A 21,062-nucleotide genomic window follows, 5' to 3' on the forward strand; every position below is an offset into this window, starting at 1 on the left:
CAGACGGCCTTTGTTCCATCAAGTTCGTTCAAATTTTATTTGAGTGAACTTATTTCTTTTTCTGAGCCGGCAGGTCGGTACATACGCCCAATGCCACTTCCGCAGCCATACCGATGGATTCGCCAAGGGTTGGGTGTGGGTGGATGGTTTTACCGATATCGGCTGCATCACAGCCCATTTCGATGGCCAAGCAGATTTCGCCGATCATATCGCCGCCGTTAGGGCCAACGATACCGCCACCGATGATGCGGCCGGTTTCAGCATCAAAAATCAGCTTGGTGAAACCATTGTCGCAACCGTTGGCAATCGCACGGCCGGAAGCAGCCCATGGGAAGTTGGCTTTGGTAATTTTACGGCCGGAAGCTTTGGCAGACAACTCGGTTTCGCCAACCCATGCCACTTCAGGAGAAGTGTAGGCAACGCCCGGAATAACGCGTGCGTCGAAGTAGGCTTTGTGGCCGGCACAGTTTTCAGCGGCAACGTGGCCTTCGTGAACGGCTTTGTGTGCCAACATCGGTTGACCGACGATATCGCCGATAGCGTAGATATGTGGCACGTTGGTGCGCATTTGTTTGTCCACTTCGATGAAGCCGCGATCAGTTACAGCAATACCGGCTTTCTCAGCGCTGATGAGTTTGCCGTTAGGCGCACGACCGGTAGCTACCAGTACGGCATCGTAACGTTGTGGTTCTTTAGGCGCATTTGCACCTTCGAAGGTAACGTAAACGCCGTCTTCTTTAGGCTCAACAGCAACAGTTTTGGTGTTGATCATGATGTTGTCAAAACGGTATTCGTTTTGTTTTTGCCATACTTTAACCAAGTCGCGGTCTGCGCCTTGCATCAGGCCATCCATCATTTCAACAACATCCAGGCGAGAACCCAGAGTGCTGTAAACCGTACCCATTTCGAGACCGATAATACCGCCACCGATGATCAACAGTTTGCCCGGTACTTCTTTCAGGGCCAATGCGCCGCTGGAGTCGAAAATTCGAGGATCTTCAGGGATGAAAGGCAATTTGGTTACGCGGCTGCCTGCTGCAATGATACAGTTTTTAAAGGCAACGATTTTTTTCTCACCGGTAGGAGCCGCTTGTTCGTACACTTCGCTGGTCGTCAGAGAAACTTCCAAGTGGTGCGGATCTAAGAATTGGCCGTCACCTTGGATAATATCTACTTTGCGGCCTTTAGCCATACCTGCCAAACCGCCGGTCAGACGGGAAACCACGCCGTCTTTGTAGGCGCGCAGCATGTCGATATCGAGTTCAGGCTCAGGGTATTTGATACCGTTGGCAGCCAAGTGGCGTACTTCATCGATAACGGCAGCATTGTGCAACAAGGCTTTGGAAGGGATACAGCCGACGTTCAGGCAAACGCCGCCCAAAGTTTTGTAACGCTCGACGATGGCAACTTTCAAGCCTTCGTCAGCAGCAGCAAATGCAGCAGAATAACCGCCGGGGCCACCACCCAATACGACTACGTCGTATTCGGCATCGGCAGAACCGCCGAATTGAGCAGCTTGAGGAGCAGGAGCGGCTGCTTTAGGAGCTTCTTGTGCAGGAGCGGCAGGTGCTTCGGCTTTAGGAGCAGCTGCACCTTCGGCCTCAACGACAACAATCAAACCGCCTTCAGAGATTTTGTCGCCCACTTTAACTTTAACTTCTTTGACTACGCCTGCAACTTCGGCAGGTACGTCCATAGTCGCTTTATCAGTTTCCAAAGTAATCAGGGTATCGTCCACAGCAATGGTATCACCCACATTTACTTCAACCGCAATAATATCTACATTTTCGTGACCGCCAATGTCGGGCACTTTCAATTCAATTAAGCTCATGTCTAATCTTTCTGAATGATGTTCGGGCTTCTTTTTTTCAGACGGCCTTTTTATTTAGGCCGTCTGAAAATGCTCGGATTACAGAGTAATGCGGCGGAAGTCTTTCAACATGTTAGCCAGGAATACGGTGAAGCGCATACCGGCGGCACCGTCGATGACACGGTGGTCAAAGGACAGGCTCAACGGGCACATCAGGCGAGGAGCAAATTCTTTGCCGTTCCAAACCGGTTTGATTTGGGATTTGCACACGCCCAAGATAGCAACTTCAGGAGCATTCACGATTGGCGTGAAGCCTGTACCGCCGATGCCACCCAAGCTGGAAATGGTAAAGCATGCGCCTTGCATTTCTTGTGGCTTGAGCTTGCCTTCGCGGGCTTTTTTAGACAATTCGGTCAGTTCTTGGCTGATTTGTTTCAAGCCTTTTTGATCCACGTCTTTGATTACAGGAACAACCAAGCCGTTCGGCGTGTCTGCTGCGAAACCGATGTTGAAGTAGTTTTTCAGCACCAAGTTGTCGCCATCCAGAGAGGCGTTGAATTCAGGGAAGGCTTTCAGCGCAGCAACAGAGGCTTTAATGATGAACGCCAATGGGGACAGTTTTACGCCTTCGCGTTCCCATTCTTTGTTCAGCTGTTTGCGGAATTCTTCCAATTCGGTCATGTCCGCTTCTTCGTGTACGGTAACGTGAGGAATCACAACCCAGTTGCGAGACAGGTTTTGACCGGAGATTTTCTTAATGCGTGACAGTTCTTTAACTTCGACGCTGCCGAATTTAGAGAAGTCAACTTTAGGCCATGGCAACAAGTCCAGACCGCCGCCCAAAGAAGCAGCGGCAGGTTTGCCTGCACCGCTTTGCATAACGGATTTAACGAAGGTTTTAACGTCTTCGCCCATGATACGGCCTTTCAGACCGGTACCTTTGACTTGGCCCAAATCTACGCCCAATTCGCGCGCCAGTTTGCGTGCGGAAGGACCTGCATGCGCTTTTGCAAATGCAGCTTCATCGATTTTGGCAGCAGCAGGAGCAGCAGGAGCAGCAGGTGCAGGCGCAGCTGCTGGTGCAGTAGGAGCAGGAGCGGCAGCTGGTGCAGGCGCAGCGGCTTGAGTGGCAGGAGCAGGGGCTGCTTCGGCAGAGCCGGCAGTTTCTACTTCAATAATGGCGGAGCCTTCGGATACTTTGTCGCCAACTTTCAGGAATACGGCTTTAACCACACCGGCTTCGGTACATGGTACGTCCATGGTGGCTTTGTCGGTTTCCAGAGTAATCAGGGTGTCGTCAACGGCAACAGTGTCGCCGACTTTAATTTCAACGGCAATAACGTCAACGTCAGAGTGACCGCCGATATCAGGTACAACAACTTGTACGGTAGCGCCACCGGCAGGAGTGGCTGCAGGCGCAGCAGCTGGAGCAGCAGGAGCTTCTGCTGCAGGAGCGGAATCTGCAGCGGCAGCACCGGTTTCAACGGTCAGAATAACGCCGCCTTCAGAGATTTTATCGCCCACTTTAACTTTAACTTCTTTAACAATACCGGCTGCATCAGCAGGTACGTCCATAGTGGCTTTGTCGGTTTCCAACGTAATCAGGGTGTCGTCAACGGCGATGGTGTCGCCCGCTTTGACTTCTACGGCGATGATGTCGACGTTTTCATGACCGCCGATATCAGGGACTTTGATTTCTACGATACTCATTTGAGTTCCTTTAATATTTTCAGTTTGATGCCGTCCGAAAACAGTTTCTTACGGCATCGGTACAGTTTGTTCAAACCATTCAAGCATTCGGTTTCCAGACGGCCTGATGTCTGAATGAAGCAGACAGGCCGTCTGAAACACCAATTAGCGTTTCCAGCTAGGAGCTGAATCGGCTTTGATACCATATTTTTCAATGGCTTGTTGAACGGTTTCTTTGCTGACTTTGCCTTGCTCAGCCAATGCGCTCAATGCAGCAACGGCAACGTTGTAGCGGTCAACTTCGAAGAAGCTGCGCAGGTTGGCACGGCTGTCGGAGCGACCGAAGCCGTCAGTACCCAAGACGTGGTAGTCGTTAGGAATATAGGCACGGATGCGGTCAGCATAGCTGCGGATATAGTCGGTAGCGGCAATCACTGGGCCGTCATGACCTTGCAGTTGAGAAGTAACAAACGGTACTTTTGCAGTTTCCAATGGGTTCAGACGATTGAAGCGTTCCACTTCGATGGCATCGCGGTGCAGCTGGTTGAATGATGGGCAAGACCAGATGTCTGCTTCCACGCCGAAGTCGGCTTTCAACAATTCAGCACCGGCAATGACTTCTTGCAGGATAGTACCGGAACCCATCAATTGAACTTTCTTGTCGCCTTTGCCGCCGGCTTTCAGCAGGTACATACCTTTCAGGATGTTTTCTTCTGCGCCTTCAGGCATATCCGGGTGAGCGTAGTTTTCGTTCATCAGGGTGATGTAGTAGAACACGTCTTCGTTATTGGCATACATACGGCGCAGACCGTCTTGAACGATAACGGCTACTTCGTATTGGAATGTCGGATCGTAAGAAACGCAATTTGGAATCAAATCTGCTTGAACATGGCTGTGGCCGTCTTCATGTTGCAGACCTTCACCGTTCAGCGTTGTACGGCCGGCAGTACCACCCAGCAGGAAACCGCGTGCATGCATATCGCCTGCTGCCCATGCCAAGTCGCCAACGCGTTGGAAACCGAACATAGAGTAGTAGATGTAGAAAGGAATCATGGCAAAGTCGTTGTTTGCGTAGCTGGTCGCAGCAGCAATCCAGTCAGCCATAGCACCTGGTTCGTTAATACCTTCTTGCAAGATTTGACCGTCAACAGACTCTTTATAGAACATCAGTTGGTCTTTATCTTGAGGAGTGTATTGTTGGCCTTTAGGGTTCCAAATACCGTATTGACGGAACATGCCTTCCATACCGAACGTACGGCTTTCATCTGGAACGATAGGCACCACGCGTTTGCCAATTTTTTTGTCTTTCAGCAAAGTAGACAGGATGCGGACGAAAGCCATGGTGGTTGAGAATTCACGGTCACCGCTGGATTTCAGTTGAGCATCAAATGCAGACAGTTCAGGCACTTCCAGAACTTCTTGGGTAGGGTTGCGTTGAGGCAGGTAGCCACCCAAAGCTTCACGGCGTGCATGCAGGTATTTGTATTCTTCGCTGTCGGGAGCAAAAGTCAGGTAAGGCAGGTCGCCGCTGTCGATTTGCTCGTCAGTTACAGGAATGTCAAAGCGGTCACGGAATTGTTTCAGAGACGCTTTGTCCATTTTTTTGGCTTGGTGGGCAACGTTTTGACCTTCGCCGGATGCACCCATACCGTAACCTTTAATGGTTTTCGCCAAGATTACAGTAGGTTTGCCGTCGGCGTGGTTCACTGCGCGGTCGTAAGCGTTGTACACTTTTTGAGGGTCATGACCACCACGGTTCAATGCCCAAATTTCGTCATCAGTCATATCGGCGACCAATGCTTTCAGTTCAGGCGTATTGAAGAAGTGTTCGCGAACGTATGCACCGTCTTTGGATTTGTAAGTTTGGTAGTCACCATCCAAGCACTCTTCCATGCGTTTGCGCAGGATGCCGTCTTTGTCTTTTGCCAAGAGGCGGTCCCAACGACGGCCCCAGATAACTTTCACAACATTCCAGCCGGCGCCGGCAAAGTTGCCTTCCAGCTCTTGAATGATTTTGCCATTACCGCGTACTGGGCCGTCCAAACGTTGCAGGTTACAGTTGATGACGAATACCAAGTTGTCCAAGCCTTCGCGTGAAGCCAGAGCAATAGCACCTTGGCTTTCAGGTTCGTCCATTTCGCCGTCGCCACAGAATACCCATACTTTACGGCCTTTGGTTTTAGCCAGACCGCGAGATTCCAAGTATTTCAGGAAGCGTGCTTGGTAAATTGCCATCAATGGGCCAAGACCCATAGATACGGTTGGGAATTGCCAGAAGTCAGGCAACAGGTGAGGATGAGGGTAAGAAGGCAGACCTTTACCGTTAACTTCTTGACGGAAGTTGTTCAGCTGGTCTTCAGTCAGACGGCCTTCAACGAAAGCGCGTGCGTAGATACCAGGGGCAACGTGGCCTTGGAAGAATACCAAATCGCCTTCTTCGCCTTCGCCTTTAGCTTTCCAGAAATGGTTGAAGCCGACTTCGTACATAGTGGCGGCTGATTGGAAAGATGCGATGTGTCCACCCAATTCCAAATCTTTTTTACCCGCGCGCAAAACGATAGCGGCAGCGTTCCAACGAACGAATGCACGGATGCGGTGTTCGATGTTTTGGTCGCCGGGGATGCCTTTTTCATCTTCAACGGAAACGGTGTTCAAGTATGGAGTAGTGGTGCCGTGAGGCATACGGATGCCTTTGTCACGGCTGTATTTGACCAAACTTTCCAGCAGGTATTGGGCGCGCTCGCTGCCTTCATATTCTAAAACAGAGCTTAACGCGTCTAACCATTCTTTGGTTTCAATTGGGTCAACATCGTGTAATTGGGTGGACATAATATCTATCCTTGTGTTGAGTGTTTTTCAATGACGGAGTATTACTCCGATATTTTCGTTTGCGAACAGATGTTAGTTAAAAACGAAAATTCCTAGAGTCAAATTCGAAAAAGTTTTAATTACTGAAATATTTTCAATACGTTATAACCGTTGATGAAAAATTAGAAAGAATTGAACTTTTTGCGAACCAGCTAATCTGCAAATGCTATCAGTAATTGGGCAAACTGGCAAATCATGCTGTAGATATTGATAGGATGTAGAGGTTGAAATTAAGACTTTTTAAAAGAGTTATGGAGCTTGTTTTTAGTGATACAGTAAAAAGTATTAGATATTTGAGTAAATGAATTCGAATACGAAAAATATTTTTCAAATTTTGTTGTAAATTGAAAGTTCAGATTGGATTTAGGGTTTGAAAGAGAAAATTTATATTATCTGATTTTTTACAAATAGAATAGGCCGTCTGAAGACTTTAAAAGAGATTAAGAGAGAATGGGATTTGAAATGAAGATTATTGAGGAAGGATAAATGAAAAAATGACATGTACAGTCTGTTTAGTTCTGACATGTCATTTGTGTAGGAAGTTAGAATTTCAGACGGCCTTTAATCGGCAGAGCCTTTTTGAGCGAATTGCTTCCATTGAGCCAAAAGCTCTTTGAGAACGTCTTGCTGTTCATGTCCATGTTGGATGGCTTCTTGCAGCCAGAAACAAGCATTATTGATGTCTTTTTCTACGCCCATACCGTGATAATACAGACAGGCAAGATTATATTGAGCCATCGTGTCTCTTTGTTTGGCTGCTGCTTCAAACCATTTTGCAGCTTGGGCATAGTCGACAGGTACGCCTTGTCCACTGTAATACATCATGCCAAGATTGGTTTGGGATTTGCTGTGTCCACGTTCTGCGGATTGATGGTATAGATCCAGTGCTTCAGCGTAATTCTGTTGGCGTTTTAAGCCATAGTGCGCTGCAAATGCCAGCTTGTATAGACGTTCAGCTTCCTGACGTTGGAGGGCGATTTCTTTCGTCAGCTCATAGTTTTGCTGGTTATTCAATGCGCTGTCAGACAGAAGTTTTTGGTAGGCGACAAGATTACCTAAATCAGCCGAGCGTTGATAATATTGACGGGCTGTGTCTGCATCAACTGCTCGTCCCAATCCGTAGCGATGGATATCACCTAAAAGGCGCAAGCCTTCCGGATCATTTTGATCCGCAGCAAATTTAGCGTGCTGATAGGCCTTTTGAGGGTCTCGTTCGGTGTTTTTGCCCAATAGATAGATTTCGGCAAGTGCTACATGCGCGTTGCTGTCACCTTTTTCGGCAGCTTTTTCAAACCATTCCAATGCTTCAGCAGGATTTGATGCGACTAAGAGTTCTGCAAGAGAAGTTTGCGCCGGAACAATGTCGTAATCGGCGGCAATACGCAAATGTTCGATTGCTTTTTCAGGGTTTTGTGCAACACCTTGCCCCAATTTGTATTGAAGGCCGAGTTGCCAGTGTGCCGCAATAAATCCCTGTGCAGCGGATTGCTGATAAAGTTTATGGGAATATTCCAAATCAGGAGAGCTGGAATATTGGTAATGTTGGGCTAAGAAGTATTGTGCCTGAGGATTTTGCTGTTCGGCAGCTTTCAATGCCCATTTGACTGCTTCTTGGTCATTGCCATTGTCTGCATATAAACGCATCAGGCGCAGCTGGGCAGGGGCTAATCCTTCTTCGGCAAGCTCTTGATAGGCTGAAATAAGCGTTTCTACTTCTGCACCGTTATTTTCTTGTAATTGGAGAAGATTATAGCGGGCATAGGGATGACCGGCTCTTGCTGCTTGTTTTAAATATTCAACTGCAATTGCCAAATCTTGTTCGTTTTCGTGGTTTTCGAATAGGCAGCCTGCCAGTTGAAATGCAGCCTCAATATGTCCGGCTTCTGCTGCTTCGCAGAGCAATGGGATGGCTCGTGCAAAGTCAGGTGGGTCTTGAGTGATTAATTTTTCTGCTAGCAGAAAAGATTCTTCATATTGTTGAGCATTCATCGGTTTGCTTTTATATTTTGTGAAGGATTAAGAATAAAATAATCGGCCGACAGGGGGCGGCCGTTATGATTTTGTAATTTTGAGGTTATTTACAAAAACAGACAACCGTATTTGTATTTTTATACTTAGAATAATGGAATAATTTGTTTTATGCTGCATAAATACAACAGAAGGGTGTGATAAAGTGGGTTGAGAAAATACTTCTGTTGTTTATTCAGTTTAAATTATTCATCGTCCGGTTTTTTGCGCCATAAAACAAGTAATTTGCCAATATGTTGCACCAGTTGAGCACCCAGTGTTTCACACAGGGCATTGCAAATTTCAATACGTTCAGCGCGATCATCACCAAAAACACGGACTTTAATCAATTCATGCGCTGTCAATGCGGCATCGGTTTCTTTGATGACCGAGTCGGTCAAGCCTTGTTGGCCAACCATAACGACAGGGTGGAGGTGATGTGCTTGGGCTTTCAAGGCCAAAATTTCTTTGGTGCTTAATTTGTTGTCGCTCATATTAATAAGTATCCAATTAAAAAGAATAATGGCTATATTGTACGCGATTTAGAACATTTACGGGGGAAATAACGTACAATGCTGATTTTAACTTAAGCATTTCAAATCAAGATGGCTGTACGCTCAAAATCTTCAAAAGCATGGCTGCATGAGCATGTCAACGATCATTATGTCCATATGGCACAAAAGGACGGATATCGTGCCAGAGCGGCTTATAAATTATTGGAAATTAATCAAAAAGACAAATTAATCAAGCCAGGTACGGTTTTGGCGGATTTGGGCAGCGCGCCGGGAAGTTGGTCACAGGTTGCAGCCAAGCTGGTCGGTAAAACAGGGGCAGTGTTTGCTTTGGATATTTTGCCGATGGATGCTATTGAAGGCGTGTCATTTATTCAGGGTGACTTTAGGGAAGATGCTGTTTTGGAGCAGTTTGAAGCCTTATTGGATAATCGTCCGTTAGACCTTGTAATCTGTGATATGGCACCCAATATGTCAGGCAATGCCGTAACCGACCAGGCACGCAGTTTTTATTTGTGTGAACTGGCTTTGGATTTTGCCTCCCAGCATTTGAAAACCGGAGGCAGTTTTTTGGTGAAGGTGTTTCAAGGCGCGGGTTATCAAGAGTATACGGCGGCTATGCATGAAATTTTTGCCAGTGTACAAACCCGAAAGCCGGATGCTTCCCGCAATCGTTCCAGTGAGATTTACCTATTAGGTAAAAATAAACGCTGACAATGTAGGGTGGGTGCTTTAAAATTCTTTCCCTTGATTTTATTTATTTTGTAACCATGGAGCCTGTTCAGTGGGGAATACCATTAAAAACATATTAGTCTGGGTAGTGGGTGGTGCTATGCTTTTAGCAGCATTCAATGCACTCAGCGATAAGCAGGAAGATAAACAGCAAATCGAATATTCTCAATTTATTCAGCAAGTTAATAGTGGCGAAGTATCCAATGTCAATATTGAAGGATCTGTTGTCAGCGGCTATCTGATTAAAGGTGAGCGCACCGATAAAACTGCCTTCTATACCAATGCGCCTTTGGATGACAACTTGGTTAAAACACTGTTGGACAACAAAGTACGCGTCAAAGTGACTCCGGAAGAAAAACCAAGCATGCTGGCTAGTCTGTTTTACAGCCTGCTGCCTGTTTTGTTGTTGATCGGTGCATGGTTCTACTTCATGCGCATGCAAAGCGGCGGTGGCAGTAAAGGCGGAGCATTCTCTTTTGGTAAGAGCCGTGCACGTTTGTTGGACAAAGATTCCAATAAAGTTACTTTTGCCGATGTTGCCGGTTGTGATGAGGCAAAAGAAGAAGTACAAGAAATCGTGGATTACTTGAAATCGCCTAACCGTTACCAAAGCCTGGGTGGTCGTGTACCGCGCGGTATTTTGTTGGCCGGTAGCCCTGGTACGGGTAAAACATTGCTGGCCAAAGCGATTGCTGGTGAGGCCGGTGTGCCATTCTTCAGTATTTCAGGTTCTGACTTCGTAGAAATGTTTGTCGGTGTCGGTGCGAGCCGTGTCCGCGATATGTTCGAGCAGGCTAAGAAAAATGCGCCATGTATCATCTTTATTGATGAAATTGATGCTGTCGGCCGTCAGCGTGGTGCCGGTTTGGGCGGTGGCAATGATGAGCGTGAGCAAACATTGAACCAATTGTTGGTTGAAATGGATGGTTTTGAAAGCAACCAAACTGTTATTGTGATCGCAGCAACCAACCGTCCTGATGTACTTGACCCTGCGTTGCAGCGTCCGGGCCGTTTTGACCGCCAAGTCGTTGTTCCATTGCCTGATATCCGTGGCCGTGAGCAAATCTTGAAAGTACACGCTAAAAAAGTACCTTTGGATGCATCCGTAGATTTGACTTCTTTAGCACGCGGTACACCTGGTTTTTCAGGTGCGGATTTGGCAAACTTGGTCAATGAAGCAGCTTTGTTTGCTGGTCGTCGCAATAAAGTGAAAGTCGATCAAAGCGACTTTGAAGATGCAAAAGACAAAATCTACATGGGTCCGGAGCGTCGCAGCATGGTGATGCACGAAGATGAAAAACGTGCGACAGCCTATCATGAGGCCGGTCATGCCATCGTAGCGGAAAGCCTGCCGTTTACCGATCCGGTTCACAAAGTAACCATTATGCCTCGTGGCCGCGCATTGGGTTTGACTTGGCAGTTGCCTGAGCGTGACCGTATCAGCATGTACAAAGACCAAATACTGAGTCAGCTCTCAATCTTGTTTGGTGGCCGTATTGCTGAAGATATTTTTGTCGGCCGTATTTCTACCGGCGCATCTAATGACTTCGAGCGTGCAACTCAAATGGCACGCGAGATGGTAACGCGTTATGGTATGAGCGATAAAATGGGGGTGATGGTTTATGCTGAGAACGAAGGTGAAGTATTCTTGGGTCGCAGCGTAACCCGATCTCAAAATATTTCCGAGAAAACCCAACAAGATATCGATGCGGAAATCCGCCGTATTTTGGATGAGCAATACCAAGTCGCTTACAAAATCTTGGATGAAAATCGCGATAAGATGGAAACCATGTGCAAAGCACTGATGGATTGGGAAACCATCGATCGAGACCAAGTTTTGGAAATTATGGCCGGTAAACAACCTAGTCCGCCTAAAGATTACAGCCACAATGTCCGTGATGACAAAGTAGAAGAGCCTGAAGCGCCTGTTGCTGAAACTGTTGAACCTGTTGAGCAAAATGAGGTTCAGAATACTGAGTCAGTAGAAGCAGACAAAACAGATAAATCTGTATAAGGCTTGAAACAGAAAACGGTAGCTTTTAAGCTACCGTTTTTATTTTGAAGATAAGCAAAAGGCCGTCTGAAAAGCTTCAGACGGCCTGATTTTATTGAGTCAATTACAAAACAGCCAAAGCAGCTTCGTAGTCAGGCTCGTTCGCAATTTCAGAAACCAACTCAGCGTGGAGAACTTGGTTTTGCTCGTTCAAAACCACCACTGCACGGGCAGTCAGGCCGCGTAATGGGCTTTCTGTCAGTGTAACACCGTAATCGTTAGAAAAGCTGCTGCGGAATGTAGAAAGTGTCACTACATTTTCCAAACCTTCTGCACCGCAGAAACGGGCTTGTGCAAACGGTAAATCGGCAGAAATGCACAAAACGACGGTATTATCCAAAGAAGAGGCACGTTTGTTGAAAGTGCGGACGGACTGGGCGCATACGCCGGTGTCAATACTAGGGAAAATATTCAGCACTTTGCGTTTGCCTGCAAAGTCAGCCAATGATTTCTCAGATAGGTCTGCTGCTACCAATGTGAAATCAGGTGCAACTTGGCCGATAGCGGGCAAATTGCCGTTTGTAGAAATAGGTGAGCCTTGGAAAGTAACTTGGGCCATGATTCAGTCCTTGTGTCAGGGGAAAATAGGATAGTCAGGGGGTTAGTAATGACGGCGGCGGAAATAGAACATGCCTTCGCTGTCAATTTCTAAAATATAGCGGCCGTTTTGTACGGCGGCATAACCGCTTTTACCTTCGGTATAAGGTTGCAAAGCAGCATGTGATATCAGATAGTCAGTTAGTTTGCTGCCGTCTTGGGCAATATTATCCACCATTTTTGCAAAGGTAGTGTGGCAGACTCCGTTGGCTGACCAGCCGGCTGAAACGCCTTTTTCATTTTTTTCCATGCATTGGCCGCTGATGACTTCTAAGTCGGTAGGGTGCTTGCCAATCAGATTGATGACGCCACCCTCTATGCCGTTAATCGGATAGGTGCGTTGTTTTTTACCTTCTTTGGTTTCGCCTTCTTGAGCTGTACCCAAATCCAAACCGGCTATGGCTTGTTCATCGATATATTTAACTTTGAAGGTAGGCTTTGGCGCTTTGCCTGAAGCAGCATCATTGGCTGCATTATCTTCAGATTTACCGCCGCAGGCAGCCAATGAAAGGCTGAGCAAGATAAGGGGAAAGGTTTTTTTCATATGAGAAACCCTAGAAAAACGATTATATTTCAAATAATAAACGATACTATGGCCGTCTGAAATTTTCAGACGGCCTTGCTATTATTTCAACGGACGAATACCTACTGCATCGCGTACTTTATCCAACAATTCGCGTGCTTCTTTACGTGCCTTTTGTGCGCCGGACTGCAAAATGTCTTCAATTTGAGAGGGTTTGGCGGTCAATTCATTGTAGCGCTCGCGCGGCTCTGCGAGTTCGGCATTGATTTTTGCGCTCAAGAGTTTCTTGGCCTCACCCCAAGCAAGGCCTTCGGCCAGCATTTGCGTGAACTCGGCAGTTTCAGACGGCGTGGAAAAGGCTTTGTAGATTTCAAACAGAGGACTTTCATCAGGCTGTTTCGGCTCGCCGGGTTCTTTCATATTGGTGATGATTTTGTTGACCGATTTTTGGGTTTTCTTGTCGTTTTCCCAAAGCGGAATGGTATTGCCGTAGGACTTGGACATTTTGCGTCCGTCTAAGCCGACCAAGAGTTCGACATTTTCGTCGATTTTTACTTCTGGCAGGGTGAAGAGTTCTTGGAAGCGGTGGTTGAAGCGGCCGGCAATATCGCGTGCCATTTCAACGTGTTGGATTTGGTCGCGACCGACTGGTACTTCATGGGCATTGAACATAAGGATGTCGGCAGTCATGAGGATAGGGTAGCTGTACAGGCCCATTTCCACGCCGTGATCCGGATCTTCCTGACCGTTTTCGGTATTTGTCTGTACTGCGGCTTTATAAGCGTGGGCGCGGTTCATCAGGCCTTTTGCGGTGATACAGGTCAGAATCCAGTTTAGCTCCATCACTTCGGGAATGTCGCTTTGACGGTAGAAAGTAGTCTGTTCCGGATTGAGTCCGCAGGCGAGCCATGTGGCGGCAACAGCTTGAGTAGATTGATGAATCATTTCCGGCTCATGACATTTGATGATGCCGTGATAGTCGGCTAAAAAGAGGAATGATTCGGTATTGGAATCTTGCGCTGCGCGGATAGCCGGGCGGATGGCACCGACATAGTTGCCCAAGTGTGGAATACCTGTTGTGGTAACGCCTGTTAAAACTCGTTTTTTGCTCATGAAAGTATCCTTCGGCACAAAGGCCGTCTGAAAATAAATATGGTGCCGATTATACCTGATTATTCTTAATTTTTCAGACGGCCTTTTGGGCAAAGGGTAACTGGATAATAAAAGTTATGCACATAAAATTATAAAAATAAAACTTTATAAAACAATAATATAGTAAAAATTTTTGATTAATGGAGTAAATAGCTATTGAGTTATCCACATTTGCGCTTATATAGGCTCTAACAGAATATATTTGAAGAGGAACGTAAAATGAGATTTGATAAATTGACTGCTAAATTCCAGCAAGCTCTGCAAGAAGGTCAAAGTTTGGCTTTGGCTGCGGACAGCAGCTACCTTGAGGCCGGCTTTATCTTAAAAGCGTTGCTTGACGATCAAAACAGTGGTGCTGCTGCGTTACTGGCTCATGCAGGCGTGAATGTGCCTCAAGTAAAACAACGTTTGCAGCAACATTTGAGCAGCTTGCCAAAAGTATCCGGTCAAGGCGGCGATATTATGCCTAGCCGTGAGCTGCAAGCTGTATTGAACTTGATGGACAAGGCTGCAACCAAACGCGGCGATGCCTATATCGCCAGCGAACTTTTCCTGCTGGCTTTGGTTCAGCAGAATGATGCTACCGGCAACATTTTGAAAGAAGCCGGTGCGACCGAACAAAATATCAATGCCGCAATCGATGCGGTACGAGGAGGACAAAACGTGAACGATGCGAATGCCGAAGACCAACGAGATGCTTTGAAAAAATACACACTTGATCTGACTCAACGCGCCCGTGATGGTAAGCTCGACCCTGTTATCGGTCGTGATGATGAAATTCGTCGTGCGATTCAAGTATTGCAACGCCGTACCAAAAACAACCCTGTGCTGATTGGTGAGCCGGGTGTAGGTAAAACCGCTATTGTTGAAGGTTTGGCACAACGTATCGTCAACGGCGAAGTACCTGAATCTCTGCGTAACAAACGCCTTTTGGTTTTGGATTTGGCGGCTTTGATTGCGGGTGCGAAATATCGCGGCGAATTTGAAGAACGCTTGAAAGGCGTGTTGAACGACTTGGCTAAAGATGACGGCAACACTCTGATTTTCATTGACGAAATCCATACTTTGGTTGGCGCAGGCAAAACCGACGGCGCAATGGATGCGGGCAATATGTTGAAACCGGCTTTGGCGCGCGGCGAACTGCACTGCATCGGCGCGACCACTTTGGACGAATACCGCCAATACATTGAAAAAGACGCGGCACTCGAACGCCGCTTCCAAAAAGTATTGGTCGGCGAACCCAGCGTGGAAGACACCATCGCCATCCTGCGCGGTTTGCAGGAACGTTACGAAATCCACCACGGCATCGACATCACCGACCCCGCCATCGTTGCCGCCGCAGAATTGAGCGACCGCTACATCACCGACCGCTTCCTGCCTGATAAAGCGATTGATTTGATTGACGAAGCAGCCAGCCGTATCAAAATGGAGCTGGACAGCAAACCTGAGCAAATGGATAAACTTGACCGTCGCATTATCCAGCTCAAAATGGAAAAAATGCACGTTGCCAAAGAAACCGATGATGCCAGCAAAAAACGTCTGGAATTGATAGACGAAGAAATCGACGGACTGCAAAAAGAATACGCCGATTTGGATGAAATCTGGAAAGCCGAAAAAGCGGCATCATCCAGCACTGCCGACATCAAGAAACAGATGGACGACATCAAAGTCAAAATCGAGCAGGCTAAACGCCAAGGCGATTTTGCCCGTGCCTCTGAGCTTGAATACGGTGAGTTGCCTAAATTGAGCGCGCAATTGCAAGCGGCAGAAAGCAATCCTGACGGCAAAAAACAAAACAAACTTTTCCGTACTGAAGTCGGTGCGGATGAAGTAGCCGAAATCGTTTCCCGCATGACCGGCATCCCTGTGTCAAAAATGATGGAAGGTGAACGCGACAAGCTGCTGAAGATGGAGGAAGTATTGCACCGCCGCGTGGTTGGTCAAGACGAAGCCGTGCGTGCTGTGTCTGACGCTATCCGCCGCAGCCGCTCAGGCCTTGCCGATCCGAATAAACCTTATGGCAGCTTCTTGTTCTTAGGCCCGACCGGTGTGGGTAAAACTGAATTGTGTAAGGCATTGGCAGGTTTCCTGTTTGACAGCGAGGATCACCTGATTCGTATCGACATGTCCGAATACATGGAAAAACATGCTGTTGCCCGCTTAATCGGTGCGCCTCCCGGCTATGTCGGCTACGAAGAAGGCGGCTACCTGACTGAGCAAGTCCGCCGCAAACCATACAGCGTGATTCTTTTGGATGAAGTGGAAAAAGCTCATCCGGACGTATTCAACATTCTGTTACAAGTATTGGATGACGGCCGCTTGACCGATGGACAAGGTCGAACAGTGGACTTCAAAAATACCGTTATCGTGATGACTTCCAATATCGGTAGCCAACATATCCAACAAATGGGTACTCAGGACTACGAAGCGGTAAAAGAAGTTGTGATGGAGGATGTGAAAGAACATTTCCGTCCTGAAATGATCAACCGTATTGATGAAGTAGTCGTGTTCCATGGTTTGGATCAGGCCAATATCCGCAGCATTGCGAAAATCCAGCTTAAAGGTTTGGAAAAACGTTTGGAAGCACAACATCTGCATCTGAAAGTCGATGATGCTGCCTTGGATCTGATTGCTAAAGCCGGTTTCGACCCTGTGTATGGTGCCCGTCCGCTCAAACGCGCCATCCAATCAGAAATCGAAAATACGCTGGCAAAAGCATTGCTTGAAGGCAAATATGCACCTGATAGCACAATCCATGTTAAAGAAGAGGGTGGTAAGCTCTTGTTTGCATAAGGTTAAAACAATGTAGTATGCTGTTGTAAAAGGCCGTCTGAAAGAATTCAGACGGCCTTTCCTAGTTATTGATTCACATCATATATTTGTTATCTAATTTGATTATTCATTGAATTTTAGAGAATATTAATCGAAAATCTTGTGCCATCGGTTGATAAAGAATGCGATATAATCCGACCTGTTTGTTGAGGTTCTTGCTAAATATCTCATTTTATGTAATAATACTACAATGCAAAAACTGACTAATCAAAATCTTCACATTATTTTGTCGGAGCGCTTAAATGATACCGACTTTGTTCTTATTCTCAATGCATTAATCAAATTTTTGCGCCGAGGAGGCAAAAAACAGGCCTCCGAACGTTTCGATTTGATTTTATCTACTTTAAAACAAGACGATGCTTTATGCCGTCAATTCAGCCTGCGCTTCTATGCCTGGTTGTCCAAAGTTCACATCTATCCTGCGCTGATTAAGCTGGGTATTTTCTCGCGCCATAGCTTTACTCGAGAGATGGGCATACGGATTTATGAACGTTTCAGCCCGTCTTATAAAGATTTTTCCAATCTGCGCGAAGTATTTTTATATCTTTTTCATTCGAAAAACGATGATAAATGGTTGCAGACCCTGAGTTTGCGCCAATGGTTGAGCATGTATGAATTGTTGCTGGGTAAAGCGGATCCTGCTTTGCTTCAGACGGCCAGCCGACAGTTGGCAGATGCCCGTTTGCGAGCGGTAGAAATGCTGTCTATTTGGATTGCTTCCGAAGCGATTGAGCCGGATTTAATACGGATTGCTCCCCGTTTGTTGGAGGCGGATTCGGCATTTGTTGCTTTGCAACGTGAAATTGCAAAATTGGTTGAACACTATCGCCACAGTGAAGAAACTTACGATACGGCGCACTTGGAGGTCATGTTTGACCAGTGCAACAAGCAAATTGAGTATCTGCGTCGTCGTGGTACAGGGGCGGGGTCTGGTTCGTCAGTGAAAGTGGCCCACTTGCTGGAGCGTCTGCAGCAAACCCTAGGCCGTCTGAAACTGTTGACCAATATTCAAATCGAAACCGGCAGCCGTACCCGCTTAACCATCAATCTGATGAATGCGATGATTTACGCGGCGGTAGAGCAATACAGTACCAGCCACTTGCGTAAAAGCAGTATCCGAATGCTGGCGCGCAGTATTACGGAAAACAAAAGTCATCATGGTGAGCATTACATTACGCGCAACCGTAGCGAATATTTCAAAATGTTTTATTCTGCAGCAGGTGGCGGCGTAATTATTGCTTTGATGGCATTAAATAAAATCCATATTGCGTCTTTGGGATTCGGCGAGTTTACTACTTCATTCCTTGCCGGACTTAACTATGGCTTAGGCTTTATGCTGATTCATATGCTGCACTGCACCGTTGCGACTAAGCAGCCTGCCATGACAGCGGCGAGCTTTGCCGAGCAGGTGGACTCAAATGAAGGCAGTAAAGCGGTGGACAATAAATTGGCAAAACTGCTGATTGACGTGTGTCGTTCGCAAAGTGTGGCCGTGTTTGGTAATGTATCGATTGCCGTATTGTTGGCGGCTGGGATCGCTTGGGGTTATGCCTACACGCATGGGCAGCCCTTGTTGAATGAGGCGGTTACAGCCTACCAGCTTAAATCTATTGAGATTTTTACTCAGCCAACCTTATGGTATGCCGCTATTGCCGGTGTATGGTTGTTTTGTTCGGGGATTATTGCCGGCTTCTTTGATAACCGTTCCGATTATCTGAACCTGCGTCAGCGCCTGCCGTTTAATCCGTTTTTACGAAAAATCATGCGTCCGCAGCCGCGTCGCCGTTTGGCCGCTTATATTCATAAGCATTACGGCTCGCTTATGGGCAATTTTATTTTCGGTATGCTTTTGGGGATGACCGGCTATTTTGGCCATCTTTTCGGCTTGCCGCTGGATATTCGCCATGTGGCGTTCTCTTCGGCAAACTTGGGTTATGCCGCGATTAGCGGTCATGCAGATATATTCACTTTTATACTTGGCTTGGCAAGTGTATTGGCAATCGGTATGGTGAATCTGGTGGTCAGTTTTTCTTTGGCTTTGGCTGTTGCGCTTCGTTCTCGCGGTACGCGTTTGGGCAGTATGCACAATTTGCTGAAAAGCTTCTGGAGTCAAGTGAAAGCCAATCCTTTGATTTTGTTGTATCCGGTTCAAGTGAATAACAAAGAAAATACGAAGTAAGATTGAAGAAAGGCCGTCTGAATATATATTTTTCAGACGGCCTTTTGATTTAAAACCGATAAAGATTAGGCTTGCAGAGAGGCGCGGTTTTCCAAAACTTGGTCAATCAAACCATATTCTTTAGCTTCATCGGCAGACATATAATTGTCGCGGTCGGTATCGCGCTCCAAGTCGGCCAAATCGCGGTCACAATGTTTGGCGAGTAAGCGATTCAGTTTCTCTTTGATTTTCAGCAGCTCTTTAGCGTGAATTTCAATATCGGAAGCCTGACCGGCCAAACCGCCGCTGATGAGCGGTTGGTGAATCATGATACGGCTGTTTGGCAGGGCAAAGCGTTTGCCTTTTTCACCTGCGGACAACAGGAATGCGCCCATGCTTGCTGCTTGACCCAAGCATAAGGTAGAAACATGAGGCTTGATGAAGTTCATGGTGTCGTAAATCGACATACCTGCAGTAACCGAACCGCCCGGAGAGTTGATATAGAAGAAGATATCTTTATCAGGGTTTTCACTTTCCAAGAACAGTAATTGCGCAACAACCAAGTTGGCAGATTCGTCTGTCACCGGGCCGATCAAGAAAACGATGCGCTCTTTCAAAAGGCGTGAGTAGATGTCGAATGCGCGCTCGCCGCGACCGCTTTGTTCGATAACGGTAGGGACAAGGTAATTATTGAAATCGAAGGACATTTTTGTCTCCTATTAATGATGGAAAAGCACCAAAGCCATTTAAAGCGCTTCGGTGCTTTTGATTGTCTGTTTCAGACGGCCTTAGAGCAATTAAGCTTGTGCGCCCATTACTTCGTCAAAAGACAGCGCTTTTTCGGTTACTTTAGCTTTGCTCAGAACGAAATCAACAACGTTGCTTTCTACTGCCAAAGAAGTCGGACCTTGCAGGCGGGAAGGCTCTGCGTAGTACCAGTCGATAACTTCTTGAGGATCTTCGTAGCTTTCTGCGAAGTTGGCAACAACGGCTTTGATTTGGCCTTCAGTTGGCTCAAGTTTGTTTTCTTCAACCAATTTAGCCAAAATCAGGCCCAAAGAAACGCGGCGTTCTGCTTGTTCTTTGAACATATCCAAAGGCAGATCCAAGTTGGCGGCGTCAGCCATACCTTGGTTAACGAAGTTTTGTTTCATTTCGTTTGCCAAGCGGGCGGCTTCTTCGTTGACCAAAGCAACAGGAACTTGCAAATCGGCTGCTTTGAGCAGGGCGTTCATTACAGATTCTTTGGTTTGTTCACCGATGCGGCGCTCAACTTCGCGGCCAACGTTTTTCTTCACTTCTTCACGCATTTTGGCAACGTCGCCGTCTTCAATACCCAAAGCTTTAGCGAAGTCTGCGTCAACTTCAGGCAAAGTAGCTTCAGAAACGTTGTTCAGAGTGATGGTGAATACGGCAGATTTACCGGCAACATCTTTACCGTGGTAGTCTTCAGGGAAGTTTACGGTAACATCTTTACTTTCGCCGGCTTTCATGCCGACAACACCGGCTTCAAATTCAGGCAACATTTGACCTGCGCCCAATACGAAAGCGTAGTTTTTAGACGCACCGCCAGCGAAAGGTTCGCCGTCGATTTTGCCTTCAAAGTCGATGATGACGCGGTCGCCGTTTTGGGCTTCGCGGTCAACATGGTTGAAGCGGGTGCGTTGTTTACGCAGGATTTCTACAGTTTGGTCAACTTCGGCATCGCCAACAGTCGCAATAACTTTTTCTACTTCTTGGGCAGACAGGTCGCCAATAGTTACTTCAGGGAAAACTTCAAAAATAGCGGCAACTTTGAAAGACTCTTGATCGTCTTGTTCTTCAACGGCTTCAAAGCGTGGGTAACCGGCAACTTTCAATTCTTGAGCAACGGCAACTTCATAGAATTCGCGTTGTACCAATTCGTTGATAACGTCGTTTTGTGCGCTTGCACCGTACATTTGGGCAATCATTTTGAACGGTGCTTTACCGGGACGGAAGCCGTCAATTTTTGCACGGCGTTGGGTTTGTTTCAGTTTTTTCTCAGTTTCTGCGTTGATTTTGGACCAAGGCAGAGACAATACTACTTTGCGTTCCAGATTTTCTAAAGTTTCAACAGTTACGCTCATCGTAAGCCCTTAAATTTGTTG

Annotated in this window: 14 protein-coding genes; 4 read left to right on the top strand and 10 right to left on the bottom strand. The window is 46.9% G+C overall.

Features of this window, described 5'->3' with window-relative positions:
* Positions 1 to 49 precede the first annotated feature (49 nt).
* From lpdA to yhbY, 5 genes are all read right to left on the bottom strand, one after another.
* A complete protein-coding gene (lpdA, locus tag ACTHTA_RS04705; protein ID WP_313971604.1) occupies positions 50 to 1,831 on the bottom strand; it encodes a dihydrolipoyl dehydrogenase in 1,782 nt (593 codons plus the stop codon).
* 78 nt (positions 1,832 to 1,909) lie between these two features.
* Complete coding sequence (gene aceF / locus ACTHTA_RS04710) at positions 1,910 to 3,520, bottom strand: dihydrolipoyllysine-residue acetyltransferase (RefSeq protein WP_440364285.1); 1,611 nt, start codon at positions 3,518 to 3,520, stop codon at positions 1,910 to 1,912.
* 144 nt (positions 3,521 to 3,664) lie between these two features.
* On the bottom strand, positions 3,665 to 6,328 hold the full coding sequence (gene aceE / locus ACTHTA_RS04715) for a pyruvate dehydrogenase (acetyl-transferring), homodimeric type (RefSeq protein ID WP_308887605.1): 2,664 nt from the start codon (positions 6,326 to 6,328) through the stop codon (positions 3,665 to 3,667).
* Between the two features lie 600 nt (positions 6,329 to 6,928).
* Entirely contained in the window at positions 6,929 to 8,356 is a 1,428-nt protein-coding gene (locus ACTHTA_RS04720; RefSeq protein ID WP_308887604.1) for a tetratricopeptide repeat protein, read from the bottom strand.
* A 224-nt stretch (positions 8,357 to 8,580) separates the two neighbouring features.
* A complete protein-coding gene (gene yhbY, locus ACTHTA_RS04725; RefSeq protein ID WP_039863504.1) occupies positions 8,581 to 8,868 on the bottom strand; it encodes a ribosome assembly RNA-binding protein YhbY in 288 nt (95 codons plus the stop codon).
* A gap of 111 nt (positions 8,869 to 8,979) precedes the next feature.
* On the opposite strand from yhbY, the gene ACTHTA_RS04730 reads away from it, so the two are divergent.
* Together ACTHTA_RS04730 and ftsH are read left to right on the top strand one after the other, a co-directional pair.
* Positions 8,980 to 9,600 carry an RlmE family RNA methyltransferase gene (locus ACTHTA_RS04730; RefSeq protein ID WP_308887603.1) on the top strand — a complete coding sequence of 207 codons (621 nt, stop codon included), beginning with the start codon at positions 8,980 to 8,982 and terminating at the stop codon, positions 9,598 to 9,600.
* 70 nt (positions 9,601 to 9,670) lie between these two features.
* The gene (ftsH, locus tag ACTHTA_RS04735; RefSeq protein ID WP_308887602.1) at positions 9,671 to 11,632 is read left to right on the top strand and encodes an ATP-dependent zinc metalloprotease FtsH; all 1,962 of its coding nucleotides are present in this window, start codon (positions 9,671 to 9,673) and stop codon (positions 11,630 to 11,632) included.
* A gap of 103 nt (positions 11,633 to 11,735) precedes the next feature.
* Here ftsH and tpx read toward each other — a convergent pair whose 3' ends face one another.
* From tpx to trpS, 3 genes are all read right to left on the bottom strand, one after another.
* Entirely contained in the window at positions 11,736 to 12,230 is a 495-nt protein-coding gene (tpx, locus tag ACTHTA_RS04740; RefSeq protein WP_003679194.1) for a thiol peroxidase, read from the bottom strand.
* A gap of 42 nt (positions 12,231 to 12,272) precedes the next feature.
* Positions 12,273 to 12,812 carry a hypothetical protein gene (locus tag ACTHTA_RS04745; RefSeq protein WP_137040815.1) on the bottom strand — a complete coding sequence of 180 codons (540 nt, stop codon included), beginning with the start codon at positions 12,810 to 12,812 and terminating at the stop codon, positions 12,273 to 12,275.
* A gap of 81 nt (positions 12,813 to 12,893) precedes the next feature.
* Entirely contained in the window at positions 12,894 to 13,904 is a 1,011-nt protein-coding gene (gene trpS, locus ACTHTA_RS04750) for a tryptophan--tRNA ligase (protein WP_308887601.1), read from the bottom strand.
* 258 nt (positions 13,905 to 14,162) lie between these two features.
* Here trpS and clpB point away from each other — a divergent pair, with 258 nt between their 5' ends.
* Complete coding sequence (gene clpB, locus ACTHTA_RS04755) at positions 14,163 to 16,736, top strand: ATP-dependent chaperone ClpB (RefSeq protein ID WP_313971599.1); 2,574 nt, start codon at positions 14,163 to 14,165, stop codon at positions 16,734 to 16,736.
* 229 nt (positions 16,737 to 16,965) lie between these two features.
* Complete coding sequence (locus ACTHTA_RS04760) at positions 16,966 to 18,954, top strand: site-specific recombinase (RefSeq protein ID WP_440375717.1); 1,989 nt, start codon at positions 16,966 to 16,968, stop codon at positions 18,952 to 18,954.
* 65 nt (positions 18,955 to 19,019) lie between these two features.
* On the opposite strand, the gene clpP is transcribed toward ACTHTA_RS04760, so the two are convergent.
* Together clpP and tig are read right to left on the bottom strand one after the other, a co-directional pair.
* Positions 19,020 to 19,640, bottom strand: coding sequence for an ATP-dependent Clp endopeptidase proteolytic subunit ClpP (gene clpP, locus ACTHTA_RS04765; RefSeq protein WP_003683589.1), 621 nt, complete (start codon positions 19,638 to 19,640; stop codon positions 19,020 to 19,022).
* A 90-nt stretch (positions 19,641 to 19,730) separates the two neighbouring features.
* Complete coding sequence (gene tig / locus ACTHTA_RS04770; protein WP_308887598.1) at positions 19,731 to 21,041, bottom strand: trigger factor; 1,311 nt, start codon at positions 21,039 to 21,041, stop codon at positions 19,731 to 19,733.
* Positions 21,042 to 21,062: the final 21 nt, after the last annotated feature.

Source organism: Neisseria sp. P0013.S005 (genome assembly GCF_051958425.1).
In the GTDB taxonomy this organism is placed as follows: domain Bacteria; phylum Pseudomonadota; class Gammaproteobacteria; order Burkholderiales; family Neisseriaceae; genus Neisseria; species Neisseria subflava.

Excerpts from the sequence above, each read along its gene's own strand:
- lpdA (WP_313971604.1), bottom strand. The coding sequence starts at position 1,831 with ATGAGCTTAATTGAATTGAAAGTGCCCGACATTGGCGGTCACGAAAAT.
- trpS (WP_308887601.1), bottom strand. The coding sequence starts at position 13,904 with ATGAGCAAAAAACGAGTTTTAACAGGCGTTACCACAACAGGTATTCCA.
- aceE (WP_308887605.1), bottom strand. The coding sequence starts at position 6,328 with ATGTCCACCCAATTACACGATGTTGACCCAATTGAAACCAAAGAATGG.
- clpP (WP_003683589.1), bottom strand. The coding sequence starts at position 19,640 with ATGTCCTTCGATTTCAATAATTACCTTGTCCCTACCGTTATCGAACAA.
- ACTHTA_RS04760 (WP_440375717.1), top strand. The coding sequence starts at position 16,966 with ATGCAAAAACTGACTAATCAAAATCTTCACATTATTTTGTCGGAGCGC.
- tpx (WP_003679194.1), bottom strand. The coding sequence starts at position 12,230 with ATGGCCCAAGTTACTTTCCAAGGCTCACCTATTTCTACAAACGGCAAT.
- aceF (WP_440364285.1), bottom strand. The coding sequence starts at position 3,520 with ATGAGTATCGTAGAAATCAAAGTCCCTGATATCGGCGGTCATGAAAAC.
- ACTHTA_RS04730 (WP_308887603.1), top strand. The coding sequence starts at position 8,980 with ATGGCTGTACGCTCAAAATCTTCAAAAGCATGGCTGCATGAGCATGTC.
- clpB (WP_313971599.1), top strand. The coding sequence starts at position 14,163 with ATGAGATTTGATAAATTGACTGCTAAATTCCAGCAAGCTCTGCAAGAA.
- ACTHTA_RS04720 (WP_308887604.1), bottom strand. The coding sequence starts at position 8,356 with ATGAATGCTCAACAATATGAAGAATCTTTTCTGCTAGCAGAAAAATTA.
- ACTHTA_RS04745 (WP_137040815.1), bottom strand. The coding sequence starts at position 12,812 with ATGAAAAAAACCTTTCCCCTTATCTTGCTCAGCCTTTCATTGGCTGCC.
- yhbY (WP_039863504.1), bottom strand. The coding sequence starts at position 8,868 with ATGAGCGACAACAAATTAAGCACCAAAGAAATTTTGGCCTTGAAAGCC.
- tig (WP_308887598.1), bottom strand. The coding sequence starts at position 21,041 with ATGAGCGTAACTGTTGAAACTTTAGAAAATCTGGAACGCAAAGTAGTA.